Source organism: Sulfurimonas sp., from assembly GCF_027056685.1.
GTDB lineage: Bacteria > Campylobacterota > Campylobacteria > Campylobacterales > Sulfurimonadaceae > Sulfurimonas.
In genome coordinates this window covers 1-17,079 of sequence record NZ_JALUKE010000011.1, presented here as the reverse complement: position 1 = coordinate 17,079, position 17,079 = coordinate 1, and the positions used below count along the sequence as shown (strand labels likewise).

17 protein-coding genes are annotated in these 17,079 nt (G+C 34.4%); 15 read left to right on the top strand and 2 right to left on the bottom strand.

The features are described 5' to 3' along the window. Positions 1-9: 9 nt before the first annotated feature. From MVY38_RS00585 to MVY38_RS00515, 15 genes are all read left to right on the top strand, one after another. Positions 10-1,026, top strand: coding sequence for a virulence RhuM family protein (locus MVY38_RS00585; protein WP_366939727.1), 1,017 nt, complete (start codon positions 10-12; stop codon positions 1,024-1,026). 3 nt (positions 1,027-1,029) lie between these two features. Further along, complete coding sequence (locus tag MVY38_RS00580; RefSeq protein ID WP_297482277.1) at positions 1,030-3,129, top strand: Tex-like N-terminal domain-containing protein; 2,100 nt, start codon at positions 1,030-1,032, stop codon at positions 3,127-3,129. A 62-nt stretch (positions 3,130-3,191) separates the two neighbouring features. After that, the gene (locus MVY38_RS00575; RefSeq protein WP_297482275.1) at positions 3,192-3,860 is read left to right on the top strand and encodes a hypothetical protein; all 669 of its coding nucleotides are present in this window, start codon (positions 3,192-3,194) and stop codon (positions 3,858-3,860) included. 3 nt (positions 3,861-3,863) lie between these two features. After that, on the top strand, positions 3,864-5,234 hold the full coding sequence (locus MVY38_RS00570) for a M23 family metallopeptidase (protein ID WP_297482273.1): 1,371 nt from the start codon (positions 3,864-3,866) through the stop codon (positions 5,232-5,234). 9 nt (positions 5,235-5,243) lie between these two features. Beyond that, on the top strand, positions 5,244-6,128 hold the full coding sequence (lpxC, locus tag MVY38_RS00565; RefSeq protein ID WP_297482268.1) for a UDP-3-O-acyl-N-acetylglucosamine deacetylase: 885 nt from the start codon (positions 5,244-5,246) through the stop codon (positions 6,126-6,128). Beyond that, positions 6,121-6,582, top strand: coding sequence for a hypothetical protein (locus MVY38_RS00560; RefSeq protein WP_297482265.1), 462 nt, complete (start codon positions 6,121-6,123; stop codon positions 6,580-6,582). The genes lpxC and MVY38_RS00560 overlap by 8 nt, the downstream gene beginning before the upstream one ends. Positions 6,583-6,590: 8 nt before the next feature. Continuing rightward, positions 6,591-7,472: a homoserine kinase gene (gene thrB, locus MVY38_RS00555; RefSeq protein ID WP_297431657.1), complete on the top strand. Its 882-nt coding sequence runs from the start codon at positions 6,591-6,593 to the stop codon at positions 7,470-7,472. Positions 7,473-7,501: 29 nt separating this feature from the next. Further along, positions 7,502-7,759 (top strand): DUF448 domain-containing protein, encoded by a 258-nt coding sequence (locus MVY38_RS00550; protein WP_297482260.1) that lies wholly within the window; start codon positions 7,502-7,504, stop codon positions 7,757-7,759. Next, a complete protein-coding gene (gene infB / locus MVY38_RS00545) occupies positions 7,749-10,406 on the top strand; it encodes a translation initiation factor IF-2 (protein ID WP_297482257.1) in 2,658 nt (885 codons plus the stop codon). Before MVY38_RS00550 ends, infB begins: the two co-directional genes overlap by 11 nt. Before the next feature lie 110 nt (positions 10,407-10,516). Next, positions 10,517-10,882 carry a 30S ribosome-binding factor RbfA gene (gene rbfA / locus MVY38_RS00540; protein WP_297482255.1) on the top strand — a complete coding sequence of 122 codons (366 nt, stop codon included), beginning with the start codon at positions 10,517-10,519 and terminating at the stop codon, positions 10,880-10,882. After that, positions 10,882-11,331, top strand: coding sequence for a ribosome maturation factor (locus MVY38_RS00535; protein WP_297482252.1), 450 nt, complete (start codon positions 10,882-10,884; stop codon positions 11,329-11,331). Before rbfA ends, MVY38_RS00535 begins: the two co-directional genes overlap by 1 nt. Then, the gene (gene ribD, locus MVY38_RS00530; protein WP_297482249.1) at positions 11,325-12,335 is read left to right on the top strand and encodes a bifunctional diaminohydroxyphosphoribosylaminopyrimidine deaminase/5-amino-6-(5-phosphoribosylamino)uracil reductase RibD; all 1,011 of its coding nucleotides are present in this window, start codon (positions 11,325-11,327) and stop codon (positions 12,333-12,335) included. The genes MVY38_RS00535 and ribD overlap by 7 nt, the downstream gene beginning before the upstream one ends. A 4-nt stretch (positions 12,336-12,339) precedes the next feature. Next, the gene (ubiE, locus tag MVY38_RS00525; protein ID WP_297482247.1) at positions 12,340-13,074 is read left to right on the top strand and encodes a bifunctional demethylmenaquinone methyltransferase/2-methoxy-6-polyprenyl-1,4-benzoquinol methylase UbiE; all 735 of its coding nucleotides are present in this window, start codon (positions 12,340-12,342) and stop codon (positions 13,072-13,074) included. Between the two features lie 3 nt (positions 13,075-13,077). Next, positions 13,078-14,334: an exodeoxyribonuclease VII large subunit gene (gene xseA, locus MVY38_RS00520; RefSeq protein ID WP_297482244.1), complete on the top strand. Its 1,257-nt coding sequence runs from the start codon at positions 13,078-13,080 to the stop codon at positions 14,332-14,334. After that, complete coding sequence (locus MVY38_RS00515) at positions 14,331-14,930, top strand: FmdE family protein (RefSeq protein ID WP_297482241.1); 600 nt, start codon at positions 14,331-14,333, stop codon at positions 14,928-14,930. Before xseA ends, MVY38_RS00515 begins: the two co-directional genes overlap by 4 nt. Positions 14,931-14,944: 14 nt before the next feature. Here the strand turns inward: MVY38_RS00515 and sppA are convergent, their stop codons facing one another. Then, positions 14,945-15,814 carry a signal peptide peptidase SppA gene (gene sppA / locus MVY38_RS00510; RefSeq protein WP_297482238.1) on the bottom strand — a complete coding sequence of 290 codons (870 nt, stop codon included), beginning with the start codon at positions 15,812-15,814 and terminating at the stop codon, positions 14,945-14,947. Then, positions 15,815-17,038: a metal-dependent hydrolase gene (locus tag MVY38_RS00505; protein ID WP_297482237.1), complete on the bottom strand. Its 1,224-nt coding sequence runs from the start codon at positions 17,036-17,038 to the stop codon at positions 15,815-15,817. Positions 17,039-17,079: the final 41 nt, after the last annotated feature.

The window sequence follows — 17,079 nt, the reverse complement described above, 5'->3', positions numbered from 1 at the left end:
GACTTTATAATGAATAAAAATCTTACAATAAGAAATTCAACAGCAGAATTTTTAATCTTTACAACTGCTAACGGACAAGATACAATAGAAGTGAAAGTTGAAGATGAAACCGTATGGCTTACTCAAAAGCTAATAGCTAAACTTTTTGATGTGTCAGTTGCAACAGTAAATGAACATTTAAAAAACATCTTCAAAACAAATGAACTAGAAGAAAATTTAGTTATTAGGAAATTCCTAATAACTGCAAATGATGGTAAAAACTACAATACAAAACACTATAATTTAGAAGTGATTATTTCTCTAGGATATAGAATAAATTCAAAAAAAGGTACAGAATTTAGAAGGTGGGCAACACAAGTTTTAAAAACTTTTACTGCTCGTGGATATGTACTTGATAGTGAAAGATTAAAAAATGGTAGTTATCTAAATCCGCAATATTATAAAGACCTAATATTAGAGATTAGAGATATAAGAGAAAGCGAAAGAAACTTTTATCAACAAATTACAGATATTTATGCAACTGCTCTTGATTATGATTTTAAAGCTCCAACTACACTAGAGTTTTTTGCTACTGTTCAAAATAAACTTCACTGGGCAATTCATGGTCATACTGCATCTGAACTATTAATTGAGAGAGCAGACCATAAAAAAGAGTTTATGGGGCTAACAAACTGGAAAAAAGCACCTCATGGAAAGATATTAAAATCAGATGTCATAGTTGCTAAAAATTATCTTTCACAAGATGAAATAAAATCACTCAATAGAATTGTAACAATGTATCTCGATTATGCAGAAGACCAAGCAGAGAGGAATATTCCGATGACTATGAAAGATTGGAGTTCTAAATTAAATGCTTTTTTACAGTTTAATGAGCGAGACATTTTACAAAATGTAGGGAAAGTCACAGCTGTAATTGCAAAAGAGTTTGCCATAAGTGAATTTGAAAAATACAAAGTAATTCAAGATAAATCTTATAAGAGTGATTTTGACATGTTACTTCAAGAGTTAGACAAAGAGGGAAAATAATAAATGTTAATTAACACCCTTTCAAATAGAACAAAGCTTAAAAAAGAGCATATAGTCAATATTTTAAAACTTTTAGATGATGGTGCGACTATTCCTTTTATTGCAAGATATAGAAAAGAACTGAGTGGAGGGGCGAGTGATACTGTGCTTCGAGAGTTTGAAGCTATTTATGCCTCAACAAAAGCTCTTTTGCAAAGAAAAGAGGAGATAAGTAGGCTTATAGCAGAGCGCGCAACGCTGAGTGATGGGATTAAACATGCCATTGCAGAGGCACAGACATTACGAACTTTAGAAGATATTTATAGACCCTACAAAGAGAAAAAATCAACTCGTGCAACAGAAGCTGTGAAAAAGGGGCTTACGCCTTTGGCAAACACCCTTAGTTTTGCAAAACTCTCTCTTGGTGCTTTTAAAAATGAGGCGAAAAAATTTGTTAAAAATGGGGTAAAGTCTGTAGATGAAGCCATAAAAGGGGCGCAGGATATTTTGGCAGAGAGATATGCTGACAATCCACGAGAGAGAGAAGCTATTAGAAATCAAATGCTGAAATACGGACTTTTGGTAACAAAAGCGACAAAGAACTTTAAAAAAGATGGTCTTTATAAAAATTTTGTTGATGAGTCTCAAAAAATTGCTTACATTCCTTCTCATCGATACCTTGCAATTATGCGCGCAGTAGGTGAAAAAGAGTTGTCTGTAAAAATTAGTGTAGATAGAGAGCGAATCGAAGAGAACATAAAACGATATAAGATTCCTCGTGATGCTTCAAGTTCAAAAGAGTTGCTCTTTAAAGCTTATAAAGATGGGCTAAAGCGTTTACTATTGCCTTCAATCGAGAGAGAAATACAGAGTGAACTTAAAGAAAAAGCAGATAAAATAGCCATAAATACTTTTGGAAAAAATTTGGCTCAACTTCTTATGACACCACCTGTAAGTAAAAAAGTGCTTTTGGGTGTTGACCCTGCGTTTGTAAGTGGCTGTAAACTAGCTGTGATTGATGAAAATGCAAACTATCTTGATTCGGCTGTTATCTATCCGACAGCACCGAAAAAAGATTATGAAAACTCCAAACGCATTGTACTTGCACTTGTTAAAAAATATGCTATTGCTGGCGCTGCCATAGGCAATGGTACAGGTTCACAGGAGACACAAGAGTTTTTTGCAACCTTAAACGCAAAAGAGGATGTAAATATTAATTATACTGTTGTCTCTGAAGCTGGTGCCTCTATCTACTCTGCATCAAAAATTGCACAAGAGGAGTATCCTAATCTTGATGTGACTATTAGAGGGGCTATATCTATTGCTCAAAGGGTACGAGATCCACTTGCAACATTTGTAAAGATAGATCCTAAATCTTTAGGAATAGGACAGTATCAGCATGATGTAAATCAAAAACTTTTACAAAAAAAGCTTGATGATGTAACGCAAGATATTGTTAACCGTGTAGGTGTAGATATAAACTCAGCGTCTCTCTCTTTGCTCTCTCATGTCGCAGGTATAGGTGAAAAACTTGCAAAAAATATTATTGCTTATAGAGATGAAAATGGAGTTTTTAGAACAAAAAATGAACTCCTAAAGGTAAAAGGTTTAGGTAAAAAAGCGTATGAACAAGCTGCAGGTTTTATCCGAATAAAAGATGCCAAAGATATACTAGACAACAGTGGTATCCATCCTGAGAGTTATTCCGTGGCAAGAAAACTAAAAAACCAAGACTTAGCAAGCGTTAATGTAAGTCAAAAAGCAAAAGAGTTAGAAGTTGGAGAAGCAACACTCAAAGATATTATTAAAGAGCTCTTAAAACCAGGCTTTGACCCAAGAGAGGAATTGCCAGCAATACCTTTTAAAAAAGGTCTTTGTGATATTTCTGCATTAGAAGAGGGAAGTATTGTCTCAGGTATTGTGAGAAACATAACAGATTTTGGAGCATTTGTAGACATCGGACTAAAAAATGACGGAATGATTCATATATCGAAAATGAGTGCAAAACGCATTTCACATCCGCTTGAAGTAGTTGCAATAAATCAGTATCTTCCACAACTAGAAGTTATCTCTATTGACCAAGAGAAAGGGAAAGTAGGTTTAGGAATGATTTATGATAAATAAATATTACCTGTATGCTAAAGATTCACTTACTTTGTATATAATTTTAGATAAAAAGTAGAGATTTGCTAGATTTAACGAAAATTGACTCCTCCTTGCATATTGTATTGCTATGTGATGCAGACTCTTTTGCTAATGCAAGCGCGATTTATTCATATATACTTACAAAGCATAAGAAAGTCTCAATTGTTTGTGAAACCACTATTGCTAAAAAGTACTCTTTTTTGCCATGGTTTGACAAGCTTCGTAAAAAAATACCTACATCTGCTGATTGTACCATTGTAGTTGATGATGATGTCCTCTCTTTATATGATTTTTTTCAAAAAAGTAGTGTGAAAATCAACAAAAAGATGGCAACAGCACTTTATGGGGCACTTTTAGAAAAATATGATTACTTTACAAGTAGTGAATGCAGTGGCATAGTATTTGCTACTGCATCACAACTTATAGAACTAAACGCAGCGTATCAAGAGTGTGTGAAATATTTGCAATATAATCAGCCTTTGGCATATTTTCGTTTGCAATCAATTCTTTATAAAAATATGCTCTTGACTCAGAATGCTAGAGTGGCTCTTTTGCCTTTTTGCGAAGAAGATTTCAAAGAGAGTGGGGCATCTATAGATGATGCTTATTTAATAATGAACGATGTCCTCAAAATGGCACATATTCAAGAAGTTCGACTCATTCAAAAAGATGAGAATAATAAAATTTTAAAATCAATTCTAAGGAGATAAAGTTTGAGAAACAGAAATAATAGTTCATCATTTGTGATGCTTTTAATAATGGCATTAATTGTTGGAGGGGCATTGTATGTTTACTTCTCTTCGACATTTGAAAGAAATAAGCCTGTAATAACACTGCAAAACAATAATGGATATTGGAATCTAAAAAGCCCACTACAGCTAAAAATAAAAGATGATAGTGGAGTGAAAGCATATAAAGTTATTATGAAAAGTAACTCTGGTACAACAACGCTTGTAAATGAGCAGTTACTTATTCCTAAAAAAAATCTTACACTTAGTATAAAGCCACCTCGTGAGGCATATACAATGAAAGATAAAGAGATAACCATTACAGTACAAGCAGAGGATGTAAGTAAGTGGAATTTTTTAAAGGGTAACAGCTCTATTGTTGCATATAAATTTATTATTGATAGAAAAAGACCACAAGTGAATATTATAGACAACTCTTACAAAATTTCTCGTGGTGGTTCTGCTCTTGTAATCTTTCAAGCGCAAGATGCAAATTTGAAAAATTTATATATTGAGAGTAATGATAAAAAGCATTTTAAAGCAGAACCTTTTTACAAAAAAGGGTACTATATCGCTCTTTTAGCTTGGCCTGTACAAAACAGTGGTTTTAGAGCAACTATTATTGCAACAGATAAAGCAGGAAATATAACACGAGCATATGTGCCACTCTATTTAAAAGATAGACAATATAGACTTTCAAAAATTAAACTTTCAGATAGATTTTTAAAAGGTAAAATCGCCAATTTAGCAGAAGATTTCGAAGAGACACAAGGTGTTACAAAGCCTTTAGAGCAGTTTAAAATTATTAATGAGAAAGTGCGTGAAAAAGATAATGCTCTTATTCATAAATATACCTCTGTTGTTCCTCAAGAGATGATAAGTTCATTTAAAATTCATAAAATGTATCCACTTAAAGATGCAGAAGTAGTTGCCCGTTTTGGTGACCATAGAAAGTATTATTATCATGGAAAATATATTAGTCAAGCCTACCATTTAGGTTTAGATTTGGCAAGTCATGCAATGGCTCCAATAAAAACACAAAATGGTGGGAAAGTTGTTTTCGCAGATTTCAATGGTATATATGGTAATAATCCTATAATATCTCATGGTTTAGGGCTCTATACAATTTATGGGCACTGTTCAAGCCTTGATGTAGCTGTGGGTGATGAAGTGGCTCCAAACTCAGTTATAGCAAAAAGTGGTAAGACTGGTTATGCCATGGGAGACCATTTACATTTTGGTGTTTTAGTGCAAGGAATAGAGGTTCGTCCACAAGAGTGGATGGATAAAAAATGGATAAAACTAAATATTAGTGATATAATTAAAAGAGCAAAAAAAATAATTAACGGTCAATAGGGATAGATTATGTATCAAACAACTATAAAAAAGAGTGTCGAACTGGTAGGAATAGGACTTCATAAGGGTTCTCCTGTCAAGCTGCGTTTAGAGCCTTTAGAGTCAAACAGTGGTATTGTTTTTTATAGAAGTGATGTTGATGTCTCTATTCCTCTCATTCCAGACAATGTCGTAGATACAAAAATGGCAACAGTAATTGGAAAAGATGGGTATGTAATTTCTACTATTGAACATCTTCTCTCTGCAATTTATGCTTATGGTATTGATAATTTAAGAGTCATTGTTGATGCTGATGAGGTTCCTGTAATGGATGGAAGTAGTGCAAGTTTTTGTATGATTTTAGATGAAGCTGGCATTCAGCAACTTGATATTCCTAAAAAAATTATGATTATAAAAAAAGATGTTGAAATTAAAGAGGGTGAAAAGTATGTAAAACTTTCACCCTCTCCTGATTTGAATTATAACTTTACTATCAAATTTCCACATCCTGTCATTCAAAAACAGGCATATATTTTAAAATTTACAAAAGAGAGCTATAAAAACGAAATAGCTCGTGCAAGAACATTCGGTTTTTTACATGAAGTACAGTATTTGCGTTCAAAAGGTCTTGCTCTTGGTGGATCGTTAGAGAATGCTGTCGTTTTAGATGAGAAAAAGATACTAAATCCTGAGGGACTGCGTTTTGAAAATGAATTTGTACGCCATAAAATCTTAGATGCCATTGGTGATATGAGCTTAATAGGGATGAATTTTCTAGGAAACTATGAAGCGATGGCTGGGAGTCATGATTTAAACCATAAACTTACATTGAAACTACTTGAGAGCAAAGAAAATTATGAAGTAGTGGAACTTGTTGGCGAAAAAACAAAAGAGTTAGAAAAAGCATATGCTTAAAAAAGTAGATATTTTACTCATTGCTTTAAGCTCTCCTATTCAAATTGGGGTTTATGAAAACGAAGTATTGATTGAGACTATAAAGAGTGAACAAAAAAGTTCAGATGTCTTACCAATAATCTTTAAAGAGTTGATGCAAAAATATCAGCTGCAAAGACTTTACTATGCCAATGGTCCGGGCAGTTTTATGGCTATAAAAGTAGCTTATATTTTTTTAAAATCAATAAGTATTTTAAAAAAAATACCACTGTTTGCAACGGATGCTTTTTATTTTAATAAAAATCAGCCAATAAAAGCGATTGGCAAGCTATATTTTGTTAAAATAGCTTCAGAAATAAAAACTCAAAAACTAGAAACAGCTTTTGTAGGTTCGTTTGAACTTCCAAATGAGCTTGATTATAGTGAGTTTACTACAAATACTACGCCCCTTTATATGATAGGTGCAGTAGGATAGGAAAAATATTGACAATAAGTGTACCAGCGACTTCTGCAAACTTAGGACCAGGTTTTGACACACTTGGTTTGGCAGTTGATTTAAGAAACAGAGTAGAGTTTCATCCTTCAAAATTTTTTAGTGTCTGTATAAAAGGTGAGGGCGAAGATAATCCTAGACTCAAAGGGAATAATCTTTTTATTAGTATCTTCAATGAACACTATACCCGCTTGACAAAACATAAGCAAAATTTCAAATTTACTTTTTATAATCAAATTCCAATGTCAAGAGGGCTTGGCAGCTCCTCTGCTGTGATTGTCTCTGCTGTTGCTTCTGCACATGAAGCTGCAAATATTAGAGTCTCTAAACGCAGAATACTTAACCATTCACTCGTTTATGAGCCACACCCAGACAATATTACTCCTGCAGTAATGGGTGGATTTAATGTTGCAACAATTGAGAAAAATAAAGTATTTTCACAAAAGAAACATCTGCCAAATTATCTTAAAGCTGTAGTAGTTATACCAAACAAACAGATGAATACTTCAAAATCTCGTTCTGTATTACCAAAATCTTACTCAAAAGAGAATGCAGTCTATAACCTTTCACATAGTGCTTTGACTGTTGCTGCTTTTTTTAATGAAGATTGGGAGATGCTAAAGCTGGCTGCGCAAGATAGATTTCATCAAAAAGCAAGGATGAAAACTCTGCCTGAACTCTTTTCTGTGCAAAAAGTAGCATATGAAAGTGGTGCTTTAATGAGTACACTTTCAGGAAGTGGTTCTACATTTTTTACACTGACCTACGATGAGGATGCAGCGATGATTGCAAATAAAATGAGACAAAAATTTCCTGATTTTGCAGTGAAAATTTTAGATTTAGACAATAATGGGCTAGTGATAGAGCGATAGCCTATCAAATAAAGCAATATTTAGATATAATGGCGAAAAAATTTCATGAACCTATGAGGACTTGTGTTGGATGTCGAGTTAAAGAGGCACAGCATAAGCTTTTCAGAATAAGATGTGAAGATGGAAATCTTACTGCGTTTAAAGGGACTGGAAGAAGTTTTTATTTATGTAATATTTGTCTAAATGAAGAGAAAAAGCTTGCTAAAGCACTGATGCGTCAATGCAGAAGTTCTCAAAAAGATAAACTTATGAACAAACTAAAGGAGATCATCACTGATGACAGATAAAGTTAGTGTTAAAGAAATTGCAGACGAGTTGGGAATTGCTTCTAAAGATGTACTTGCAAAAGTAAAGAGTATGGGTATAGAAGTTAAAGCGGCTCAAAGTAAAGTTACAATGGAAGAAGCGGAAAGAATTGCAAACTATATTATGAATGGTGCTGTAGAAGAAACTCCAAAGCCAAAGATAACTGTTAAAAAACAAGAAAAAGCAACAAGTGATACTCCTAAAGAAACAACCTCGAATGAAGAAGTAACTTCTGTCGAAGAAGTAAAAACTCAAGAGGCTGAAGTAACTCCGGTTCAAGATATTGAAGAGACGAAAGTCAATACAGTAGTTGAAAAAGAGCAAACAGAAAAAGTTGAGATAAAAACAGAAGAGAAAGCAGAAACAGAAGTTGCAAAAGAAGAACCTGTTAAGAAAGCGGCTGTTAAAAAATCTACGCTTAAAGTTGTACAGCCTTCAGCAAGACCTGCAATCAAAAGATCTGGTTTAAAAATTGTTAAAAAAAGAAAGCCAAAAGTAGAAGAAAATTATAATCTTCCGCAAAAACAAGCTTCAGTATCATCTTATGGCAAAATGAGTGCAGAGGTTCTTGAAGAACTTGCAAAGAAAAAGAAATCTACTACAAGACAAACAGCTGTTGGTAAAAAAGATCAGGGCAGGAAGATGGATATCTTTGGTGGCTCTATGACCGAAGTGTCTATGGATATGGATGATCAGGTAGTTTTACTTGATTTAAACTCTACAGAACGAGCTCCTCTTGCTCCTGAAGAGCCTCGAAAACCGAGAGCTCCCAAACCAGCTGGACGAAATGGAAATAAAAAGCAAGCACCACGCGGTAGAAAAGTTTCTCGTGATAAGCGTAAAAAATATACAAAAGAGAAACATGAAGATGAAATTGTAACGCATGTTGAAATTCCTGAAGATATTCGCGTTTATGAATTTGCAGAGAAATTAAAACGACCTATGTCTGAGATTATAAAAGTTCTTTTTGATCTTGGTATGATGATGACGAAAAATGACTTTCTTGGTGCTGATGAAATTGAAATTCTTTCAGAAGAGTTTGGTGTTGAAGTAACAGTTATTGATCCTAAAGATGAATTTAATTATGTTGAAGAGACAGTTGAAGCTGATCCTGATGCTGTTGAGAGACCTCCTGTTATTACCATTATGGGACATGTTGACCATGGTAAAACTTCACTTCTTGATTCTATTAGAAAAGCAAAAGTTACTGATGGTGAAGCTGGTGGAATTACACAGCATATTGGAGCTTATACAGTTTCTCAAAATGGAAAAGACATTACATTTATAGATACTCCAGGTCACGCTGCATTTGGTGCTATGCGTCAACGTGGTACAGATATTACTGATATTGTTATTATTGTTGTTGCAGCAGATGATGGTGTAAAACCACAAACTTTAGAAGTTATTAAGATTGCTAAAGATTCTGGTGTTCCAATTATTGTTGCACTTAATAAAATGGATAAAGAGACTGCAAATCCAGACTTAGTAAAAGGTCAGATGGCAGAGCAAGGCATTACTCCTATTGATTGGGGTGGTGAGGTTGAATTTGTACCAGTGTCTGCTAAAACAGGAATGGGTATTGATGATCTACTTGAAAATATTCTTTTAACTGCTGAAGTGTTAGAGTTAAAAGCAAATCCAAATGTTCATGCAAAAGCCGCAGTTGTTGAGTCTTCTCTTGAAAAAGGTCGAGGACCAGTTGCTACAGTAATAGTTCAAAATGGAACACTTAAAGTTGGAAGTCATGTTGTCTGTGGTGCATCTTATGGTCGCGTTAAAGCACTTATTAATGATAGTGGTAAACAGATAAAAGAGGTTCTTCCTTCACATACAGCAGTTGTTGCAGGACTTAATGAAGTGCCACCAGCTGGTGAGATTTTAATGGAAATGAATAGCGATAAAGAGGCAAAAGAGTATGCTCTTAAGCGTAAAGAGTATGAGAGAAATAAAGAACTTTCAAAATCTACTAAATCTTCATTAGAAGATATGACTGCTATGATTGCAGAAGGTAAACTTAAATCTCTTAAAATTGTACTTAAAACTGATGTTCATGGTTCCCTTGAAGCTATTAAAAGTTCACTTAGTGAGCTTAGAAATGATGAAGTGAAAATTGATATTATCTCTAGCGGTGTAGGTGGCATTACTGAAAATGATGTTGAACTTGTTGGTAATTCAGAAAACTGTGTACTTCTTGGTTTCAATGTACGTCCAACTGGTTCTGTTAAAGCACTTGCAAAACAGAGAAATGTAGATATTAGAACATACTCTATTATCTACCAATTACTTGATGATATGACTATGATGTTAACAGGTATGATGGCACCGAAATTTACTGAAGAAAATACTGGTCAGGCAGAAGTGAGAGAAGTATTTAAAATTCCTAAAGGTATGGTTGCTGGTTGTATTGTTAATGATGGTAAACTTATTCGTGGTGGAATGGTACGTGTTATTCGTAATGGTGTTGTTACTTACGAGGGTGAACTTACATCTCTTAAACGATTTAAAGACGATGTTGAAGAGATTGGTAACGGTTATGAGTGTGGTGTTGTTATTAGTGGATATGATGATGTTATTCCTGGTGATGTACTTGAAACATTCAAAAAAGTTGAACAAAAAATCTCATTATAATACTATATAAGATGAGCTAGAGTCACTCTTATATTGAAGGGAGCTACGCTCTCTTATACCCCTCATGAACTACTAATATAATTGTTACAGATTAAAAGGATTATTGACAGATGACTGAAGCACAAATTAAGCTTAAAAGAACAGAAGCCCTTTTAGCTGAACTTATTCCAGAAGCACTTACACATTTAAATGATGCAAGATTGCATGAACTTAATGTTATAGAAGTTAAATGTTCGCGTGGAAGAAGTGATGCAAAGGTTTATATTGACCCGAGTACTTTTTCAGATGAAGAGCGTCGTACTTATATGAAACAACTTCGTAAAGCACGTCCTATTGTCGAAAATTTTTGTCTCAAAGATCAAGGATGGTATAGATGTCCAAAACTTACTTTTGAGTTTGATGAGCAGCTAAAAAAATCACAAACGCTAGAAGAGTTATTTAAAAAAATATCTACAGACAAAAAAGAGGAAGAGTAATGAGTTTAAATTCAGATATAGAGTCTATTGTAAGGTCGCTTGGACTTGAACTTTATGATACAGCAGTTGTTAGTGAACATGATGAAACTATTTTTCGTATAAGTGTTATCTCAAATGAATTTGAAGATGGTAAACGCAAGAGTGTCAATCTTGAAAAATATGTTGAGCTTACGCATCTTATTTCTCCTCTTTTGGATGTAACACCTCCTGTGTCAAGTGAATATAGACTTGAAGTTGGAAGTCCTGGAATTGAGAGAAAACTTACGACATTGGGTCATTTTAAGAAATCAGTTGGTGAAGATATGAAGATTGTTCTTGGTGAAAAAGATAAGATAAAAGGAAAATTACTCAAAGTTGAAGGTAATACTCTCTTTTTTGAAACAGAAGATGGACTCAAAGAGATTGATTTTCATGATATTGAAAAAGCTAAAACTTATTTTGAATGGTAATAGATCATAACTTTTATATGCAACTTGCTTTGGATGAGGCTTGGAAGTATCAGGGATTAACCTATCCAAATCCAGCAGTTGGTTGTTGTGTTCTCGGTGAAAACAATGAAATTTTAGCTGTTGAAGCACATCATAAAGCTGGTGAGCCTCATGCTGAAGTGAATGCCCTAAAGCAGGCTTACTATAAACTTACAAATGACAGTTATATACTCTCTCTAGAAAATTCAGCAGATATTCACACTCACCTTTTAACGAATCACAATAACATTTTTCAAAATGCTAAACTCTACTCTACATTGGAACCATGCTCTCATTATGGTAAAACTCCTTCTTGTGCAAATCTAATTGCCGAACTTGGTATTAAAAAGGTTTATATTGGCGTAAACGATACGAACAAAAAAGCAGCAAATGGCTCTATGATACTTTCAATGAATAACTGTATGGTTTATAGTGAGATTTTACAAAAAGAGTCTGCCGCACTTCTGTTACCATTTAATAAAACTTTAGAAGATAGATTTGTCTTTTTTAAATGGGCGCAACGGCTTAATGGTACAACTAATGGTGGTGTAATTAGTTCAGAAAAATCAAGAAAAAATGTTCATGCTATGCGTGATGTGGCTGATTTGCTTGTTATTGGTGGTGGAACAGTTCGAGAAGATAGACCAACTCTTGATGCACGCCTTGTAGATGGTAAAGCTCCTGATGTTTTGATACTTTCTCGTTCAAAAGAGTTTGATGAGACTATTCCTCTTTTTCATGTTGCTAACAGAAAAGTCTATATTGAAAACAGTTTACAAACAGTTAAGAACTATAAAAATATTATGATAGAGGGAAGCTCTAAAATGTATGCACTTGTTCGTGATATTGTGGATTATGAACTTTGTTATATTGCACCATCGTTTGGTGGTAGTGAAGTTATGACTTTTGATACAGAGAAATTTGAATTTTTAAATGTGAATAAAGAGAGTGAAGATATAATTGTATGGATGAAAAAAAGGATATAAATTAATGAGTATTTTAGAGCAAGAGGGCGAACAAAAACAAGAGAAAATAGTCTCAATGTTTGATGATATTGCACCAACTTATGACACTGCAAACCGTGTAATGAGTATGGGTGTAGATATTTCATGGAGAAAAAAAGCGTGTGATTTGGCATTTAATTATTATGGGCAAAATAGACTTGACAGAATAATAGATGTGGCTTGTGGTACAGGTGATATGATGGGATACTGGCAAAAGCAGGCACAAAAAGCAAATATAACTATTGCTGAACTTATAGGCGTTGATCCATCAAATGGTATGGTAGATGTTGCCCGTCAAAAATTTCCAGATTTTCATTATCACATCTCAAAAGCGACAGAGATTCCACTTGAAGATGCTACAGCAGACATACTTAGCATTACTTATGGCATAAGAAATGTTGTTGAGCGTCAAGAAGCTTTTTATGAGTTTAATCGTGCACTCAAACAAAATGGTCTTGTAGTAATTTTAGAGTTTATGAAAGATGAGAATAAAACACTCCTTAAAAAATTGCGTGATGTTTATATGCATAAAATTCTTCCATATGTAGGTGGGGCTATCTCTAAAAATTTAGAAGCTTATACTTATTTACCTGATTCTATAGAGAGTTTTGTAACTATTCAAGGAATGCAAAAAGAGCTTGAAAAAGCAGGATTTGAGATAGTGCATACTCAAAGTTTCTCTATGGATATTTCTACATTAATGATTGCCCGTAAAAAGTAACAAATGTTAATGACACTTACTGTTTCTGCACTCAACGAACAGATAAAATCTCTTTTAGAAGAGAGTTTTTCTCGTGTTTTAGTTGAGGGTGAACTTTCCCGCATTACTTTTCATAACTCTGGACATATATATTTTACGCTTAAAGACAGCTTCTCTGCTTTAAGTGCGGTTATGTTTCGAGGGAATGCTTCAAAGTTAAAGTTTCGTCTTGAAGAAGGGATGAAAGTTGTCATTGATGGTGCTATAACGCTCTATAAACCTCGTGGTGCTTATCAAATAAACTGTTTTTCTATTGAGCCAGCAGGGCAGGGAGCATTGGCAGTTGCTTATGAACAACTCAAATTAAAACTCGCAAATCAAGGCTATTTTGATACTCAAAGAAAAAAGTCACTACCACAATTTCCATCTAAAATTGCACTTATTACTTCTGAGACAGGTGCTGCTTTGCAAGATATGTTGCGTGTTGCAAATAGAAGATATAGAGCTTTAGAGATAGATATTTATGATGTATTAGTTCAAGGAGAGAGTGCGGCGCCGAGCATAGCAAATGCCATAAAAATTACTGATACCAAAGAGTATGACATTATAGTTATTGGTCGCGGTGGTGGGAGTTTGGAAGATTTATGGGCATTTAATGAAGAGATAGTGGCAGATGCCATTTTTTATGCAAGAACGCCTATAGTCTCAGCGGTTGGACATGAAATAGACTGGATGATTAGTGATTTTGTAGCAGATTTGAGAGCGCCAACGCCAAGTGCTGCTATGGAGATGATTCTTCCCGATACAAATGAACTCTATCTCTCTTTAGATGGAGTTGCAACACAGTTTACAGAGCGTTTGCACAATAAGATAGCTACATACAAGCAAGAGGTGCTACATCTAAAAAATCTTTATGCACAACACTCAGTAGAGAAACTTCTTGAGCAAAAAAAAGAGGAGATAGCTAAACTCAAAAATGATTTCACTCATACCATTGCGTTTAAGCTACAGGGGTATGAAAAAGATATGCTTAGTCTAAAACAAAGATTTCCTCAAGCCATAGATACAACTCTTAATATTGCCCAACATCAACTCTTAAACCTGAAAAAGATGCTAGAATCTAATAATCCAAAATATAAAAATAAAAAAGGTTTTGCACAAATTGTAAAAGAGTCAAAAGTTGTTGCTTTGTCATCATTGGAAGTTGATGATATATTTGAAGCGCAAAGTGATATGTTTGTTGTGCGTGCAAAAGTTTTACAAAAGGAAAAAATCAAATGAGTTATCCAAAATTTTATGATTCTATAGAAAGTTTCAAAGTAGTTGACCCAATAGCTGCCATTCTTGGTGCTTTTGAAAATGGTGAGTATGAAATATCTTATAAAGATGTAGTAAAATCTGCAGGGCATAGTTGTCCGACCGTCGCTGGTGCTTACCTAATGACAAGTCAAGCTATGAAACTGCTCTATCCAAATGAGCGTTTGATTCGTGGTGATGTAGATGTCTCTTTTGTAGAGGATGTTTCAGATGGTGTTGCTGGTGTTGTCGGGAATGTGATTTCTCATATTACAGGTGCTACTGATAAAAGTGGTTTCAAGGGTTTAGGTGGTAAATTCGCGCGTCACTCTTTGATGCATTTTAATGCTCATATAAATTCATCTGCACGTTTTACACGGGTAAGTAATGGGAAAAGTGTTGATGTTAATTATAATCCAAACAGTGTTCCCGCAGACCCTCAGATGATGCCACTAATGCAAAAAATCCTCTCAGGTGCAGCTTCTATTGATGAGAAAAGGCTTTTTGGAGAGTTATGGCAAAATAGAGTTAAAAGAGTATTTGAAAATAGTGATAAAGTAATCACAGTTACAGAACTTTAGTTCTGTAACTGCGTTTAGCGGAGTGTAAGTGCTGGAAAGTAAGTATTTAAAACGACTGCACTCGAAGCAGCAAGTTTTTTCATAAGTTTGTCAAACTTATCTTCTTTATTCCATACGGGGTGCGTCACATGAGCAAGATTAGTAAGTGCTATTTTTGCATCATACTCTACGCCTAAAGCATCAATAAGCCCAACTTTTTTTGCTTGTGTTGCTGTAAAAATATGTGCATTTGCAAAATTATCTCTATTTTTAATGTTCAATCTTCTTGCATCAGCTACATCCTTTGTGAACATATCGTAAGTTCCATCTATAACCTTGTTTAGTTCTGCTACTTCATATTTTTTCCATGGTCTATCTGGCGTTCCTATCTGTTTGTAAAGTCCTGCTTTTACAACTTGAGATTTGATACCGATTTTTTTCATAATACCGCTTAAATCTGCTCCTTCCATAATGACACCAATGCTTCCTACCATGCTTCCTGGATTTGCAATTATTTTATTTGCCCAGATACTTGCATAGTAACTTCCACTCGCCATTGTTCCTTTTGCATAGGCTATAACAGGTTTTTTAGCTCTTAAGCGTTTTATTGCCATAGAGATTTCAACAGAGGGAGCAACGGCACCACCTGGTGAATCTACACAAAATAGAACACCTTTTACATTGCTATTTTGAGCTGCTTTGTTTATCTGTGCAACAACTTCAGTTGAATCCATTATTGGACCGCTAAGAGTAATCTTTTCAAGATTACATTGTGAGAGTTCATTCTTACTCGCTGGAGCAAAAATAAGTATTAAAATCAAGATGAATAGCATCGCCTTGAAATGGTCTTGTATATAGTTGATTGTTCCCGTTATTGGGGAGATGAGTTTTTTTAGAAATTCCATTTAGAGTGTTCCTTTTTCGAGTTTGCCGTTTATAAAAACTTTTGAAATATTGTAACGGTGTAGTAGTAAATGAATTGCTAATTCATCATTTGGTGTATTGTTCAAGTCAAGTATAATCATATCTGCATTTTTCCCCTCTTTTATCTCTCCTGCATTGAGTCCAAGTGCATCGGCTGCATTTATAGTTACTCCTTTTATAAGCTCTTGTGCAAATTTTAGAAGTGGTGCGCTTGAATGCATAAAGAGCGATATTTTCATTTCTTCAAAGAGATCTAGTTTGTAGTTTGAACTGAGTCCATCTGTTGCAACTATCCAACGAATATTTTTATCATTGAGTGCTTTGATGTTGAGTGTTTTATTTCCAAGGAGTCTGTTAGAGATTGGACAGTGGATAATGGTGTGCTTGTTGCGTTTGATAGTTTCAAGTTCTTCCTCATTTGTCTCAACGGCATGTGTAAGAAGCGTTTCATAGCCCTCAAAATAGCTTAAAAACTCTTTTGCATCAGTAACAGAGTTCTCTTGTTTGAGTAACTCTGTAAAAAACTGTTTAAAATCTCCACTACTTGAGTCAAGCCACTCTCTCTCTGCTTGACTCTCCATAAAGTGTGCAGTAAGTTTTAATTTCTCATTTTTTACAATCTCGAGTGCTTTTTTAACAAGTATTGGATGGACAGAGTAGGGTGAATGGATGGCTACCGCAGGGTGAAAGTTCTCTCTTTGTATAGTTTTAGAAGCATCTAAACGGGAAAGAAAATCGGTAAATAGCGCATCTGCCATTGATGCTTGGGAACCTATGAGCTCATTAAAAAAGACGACATTTTGTTTTGCATTTGCACAGGCTTCTAGGTCCATTGCATGCGAACTGATAGCACCAAAAGAGGTAATTCCATTTGTAAGCATCATATCTATTGCCTTATCCATACATGAAAGGTCACATCCGTTGATGAGATCTTCCCTATTTTCTATCACACTATAGAGCCAGTTAAGAAAATCTCCATAGCTAAGATGGTTTTTGTTTGCAGAAAACTCTATATGCACATGGGCATTAATAAGCCCAGGCATAAGAAGAGAATTTTTTTCTAATTGTATATGCTCTGCTTGAGGAAATTCTTTTTGAAGCTCTTCTAATGGTGCAATTTTTTGTATGGTTTTATCAAACGCAATTGATTGCTCAGTGAGTAAAACATCGGGTGTTAAAATGTAATTTGGAGAAATAATCTGCATATTTTAGTCTTTATATATAAATTTTATATGAGATTATACAC

What these genes read in the sequence shown, in the direction of transcription:
- MVY38_RS00585 (WP_366939727.1), top strand. Translation starts at nt 10, where the DNA reads ATGAATAAAAATCTTACAATAAGAAATTCAACAGCAGAATTTTTAATC.
- MVY38_RS00580 (WP_297482277.1), top strand. Translation starts at nt 1,030, where the DNA reads ATGTTAATTAACACCCTTTCAAATAGAACAAAGCTTAAAAAAGAGCAT.
- lpxC (WP_297482268.1), top strand. Translation starts at nt 5,244, where the DNA reads ATGTATCAAACAACTATAAAAAAGAGTGTCGAACTGGTAGGAATAGGA.
- MVY38_RS00560 (WP_297482265.1), top strand. Translation starts at nt 6,121, where the DNA reads ATGCTTAAAAAAGTAGATATTTTACTCATTGCTTTAAGCTCTCCTATT.
- MVY38_RS00550 (WP_297482260.1), top strand. Translation starts at nt 7,502, where the DNA reads ATGGCGAAAAAATTTCATGAACCTATGAGGACTTGTGTTGGATGTCGA.
- infB (WP_297482257.1), top strand. Translation starts at nt 7,749, where the DNA reads ATGACAGATAAAGTTAGTGTTAAAGAAATTGCAGACGAGTTGGGAATT.
- rbfA (WP_297482255.1), top strand. Translation starts at nt 10,517, where the DNA reads ATGACTGAAGCACAAATTAAGCTTAAAAGAACAGAAGCCCTTTTAGCT.
- MVY38_RS00535 (WP_297482252.1), top strand. Translation starts at nt 10,882, where the DNA reads ATGAGTTTAAATTCAGATATAGAGTCTATTGTAAGGTCGCTTGGACTT.
- ribD (WP_297482249.1), top strand. Translation starts at nt 11,325, where the DNA reads ATGGTAATAGATCATAACTTTTATATGCAACTTGCTTTGGATGAGGCT.
- ubiE (WP_297482247.1), top strand. Translation starts at nt 12,340, where the DNA reads ATGAGTATTTTAGAGCAAGAGGGCGAACAAAAACAAGAGAAAATAGTC.
- xseA (WP_297482244.1), top strand. Translation starts at nt 13,078, where the DNA reads ATGTTAATGACACTTACTGTTTCTGCACTCAACGAACAGATAAAATCT.
- MVY38_RS00515 (WP_297482241.1), top strand. Translation starts at nt 14,331, where the DNA reads ATGAGTTATCCAAAATTTTATGATTCTATAGAAAGTTTCAAAGTAGTT.
- sppA (WP_297482238.1), bottom strand. Translation starts at nt 15,814, where the DNA reads ATGGAATTTCTAAAAAAACTCATCTCCCCAATAACGGGAACAATCAAC.
- MVY38_RS00505 (WP_297482237.1), bottom strand. Translation starts at nt 17,038, where the DNA reads ATGCAGATTATTTCTCCAAATTACATTTTAACACCCGATGTTTTACTC.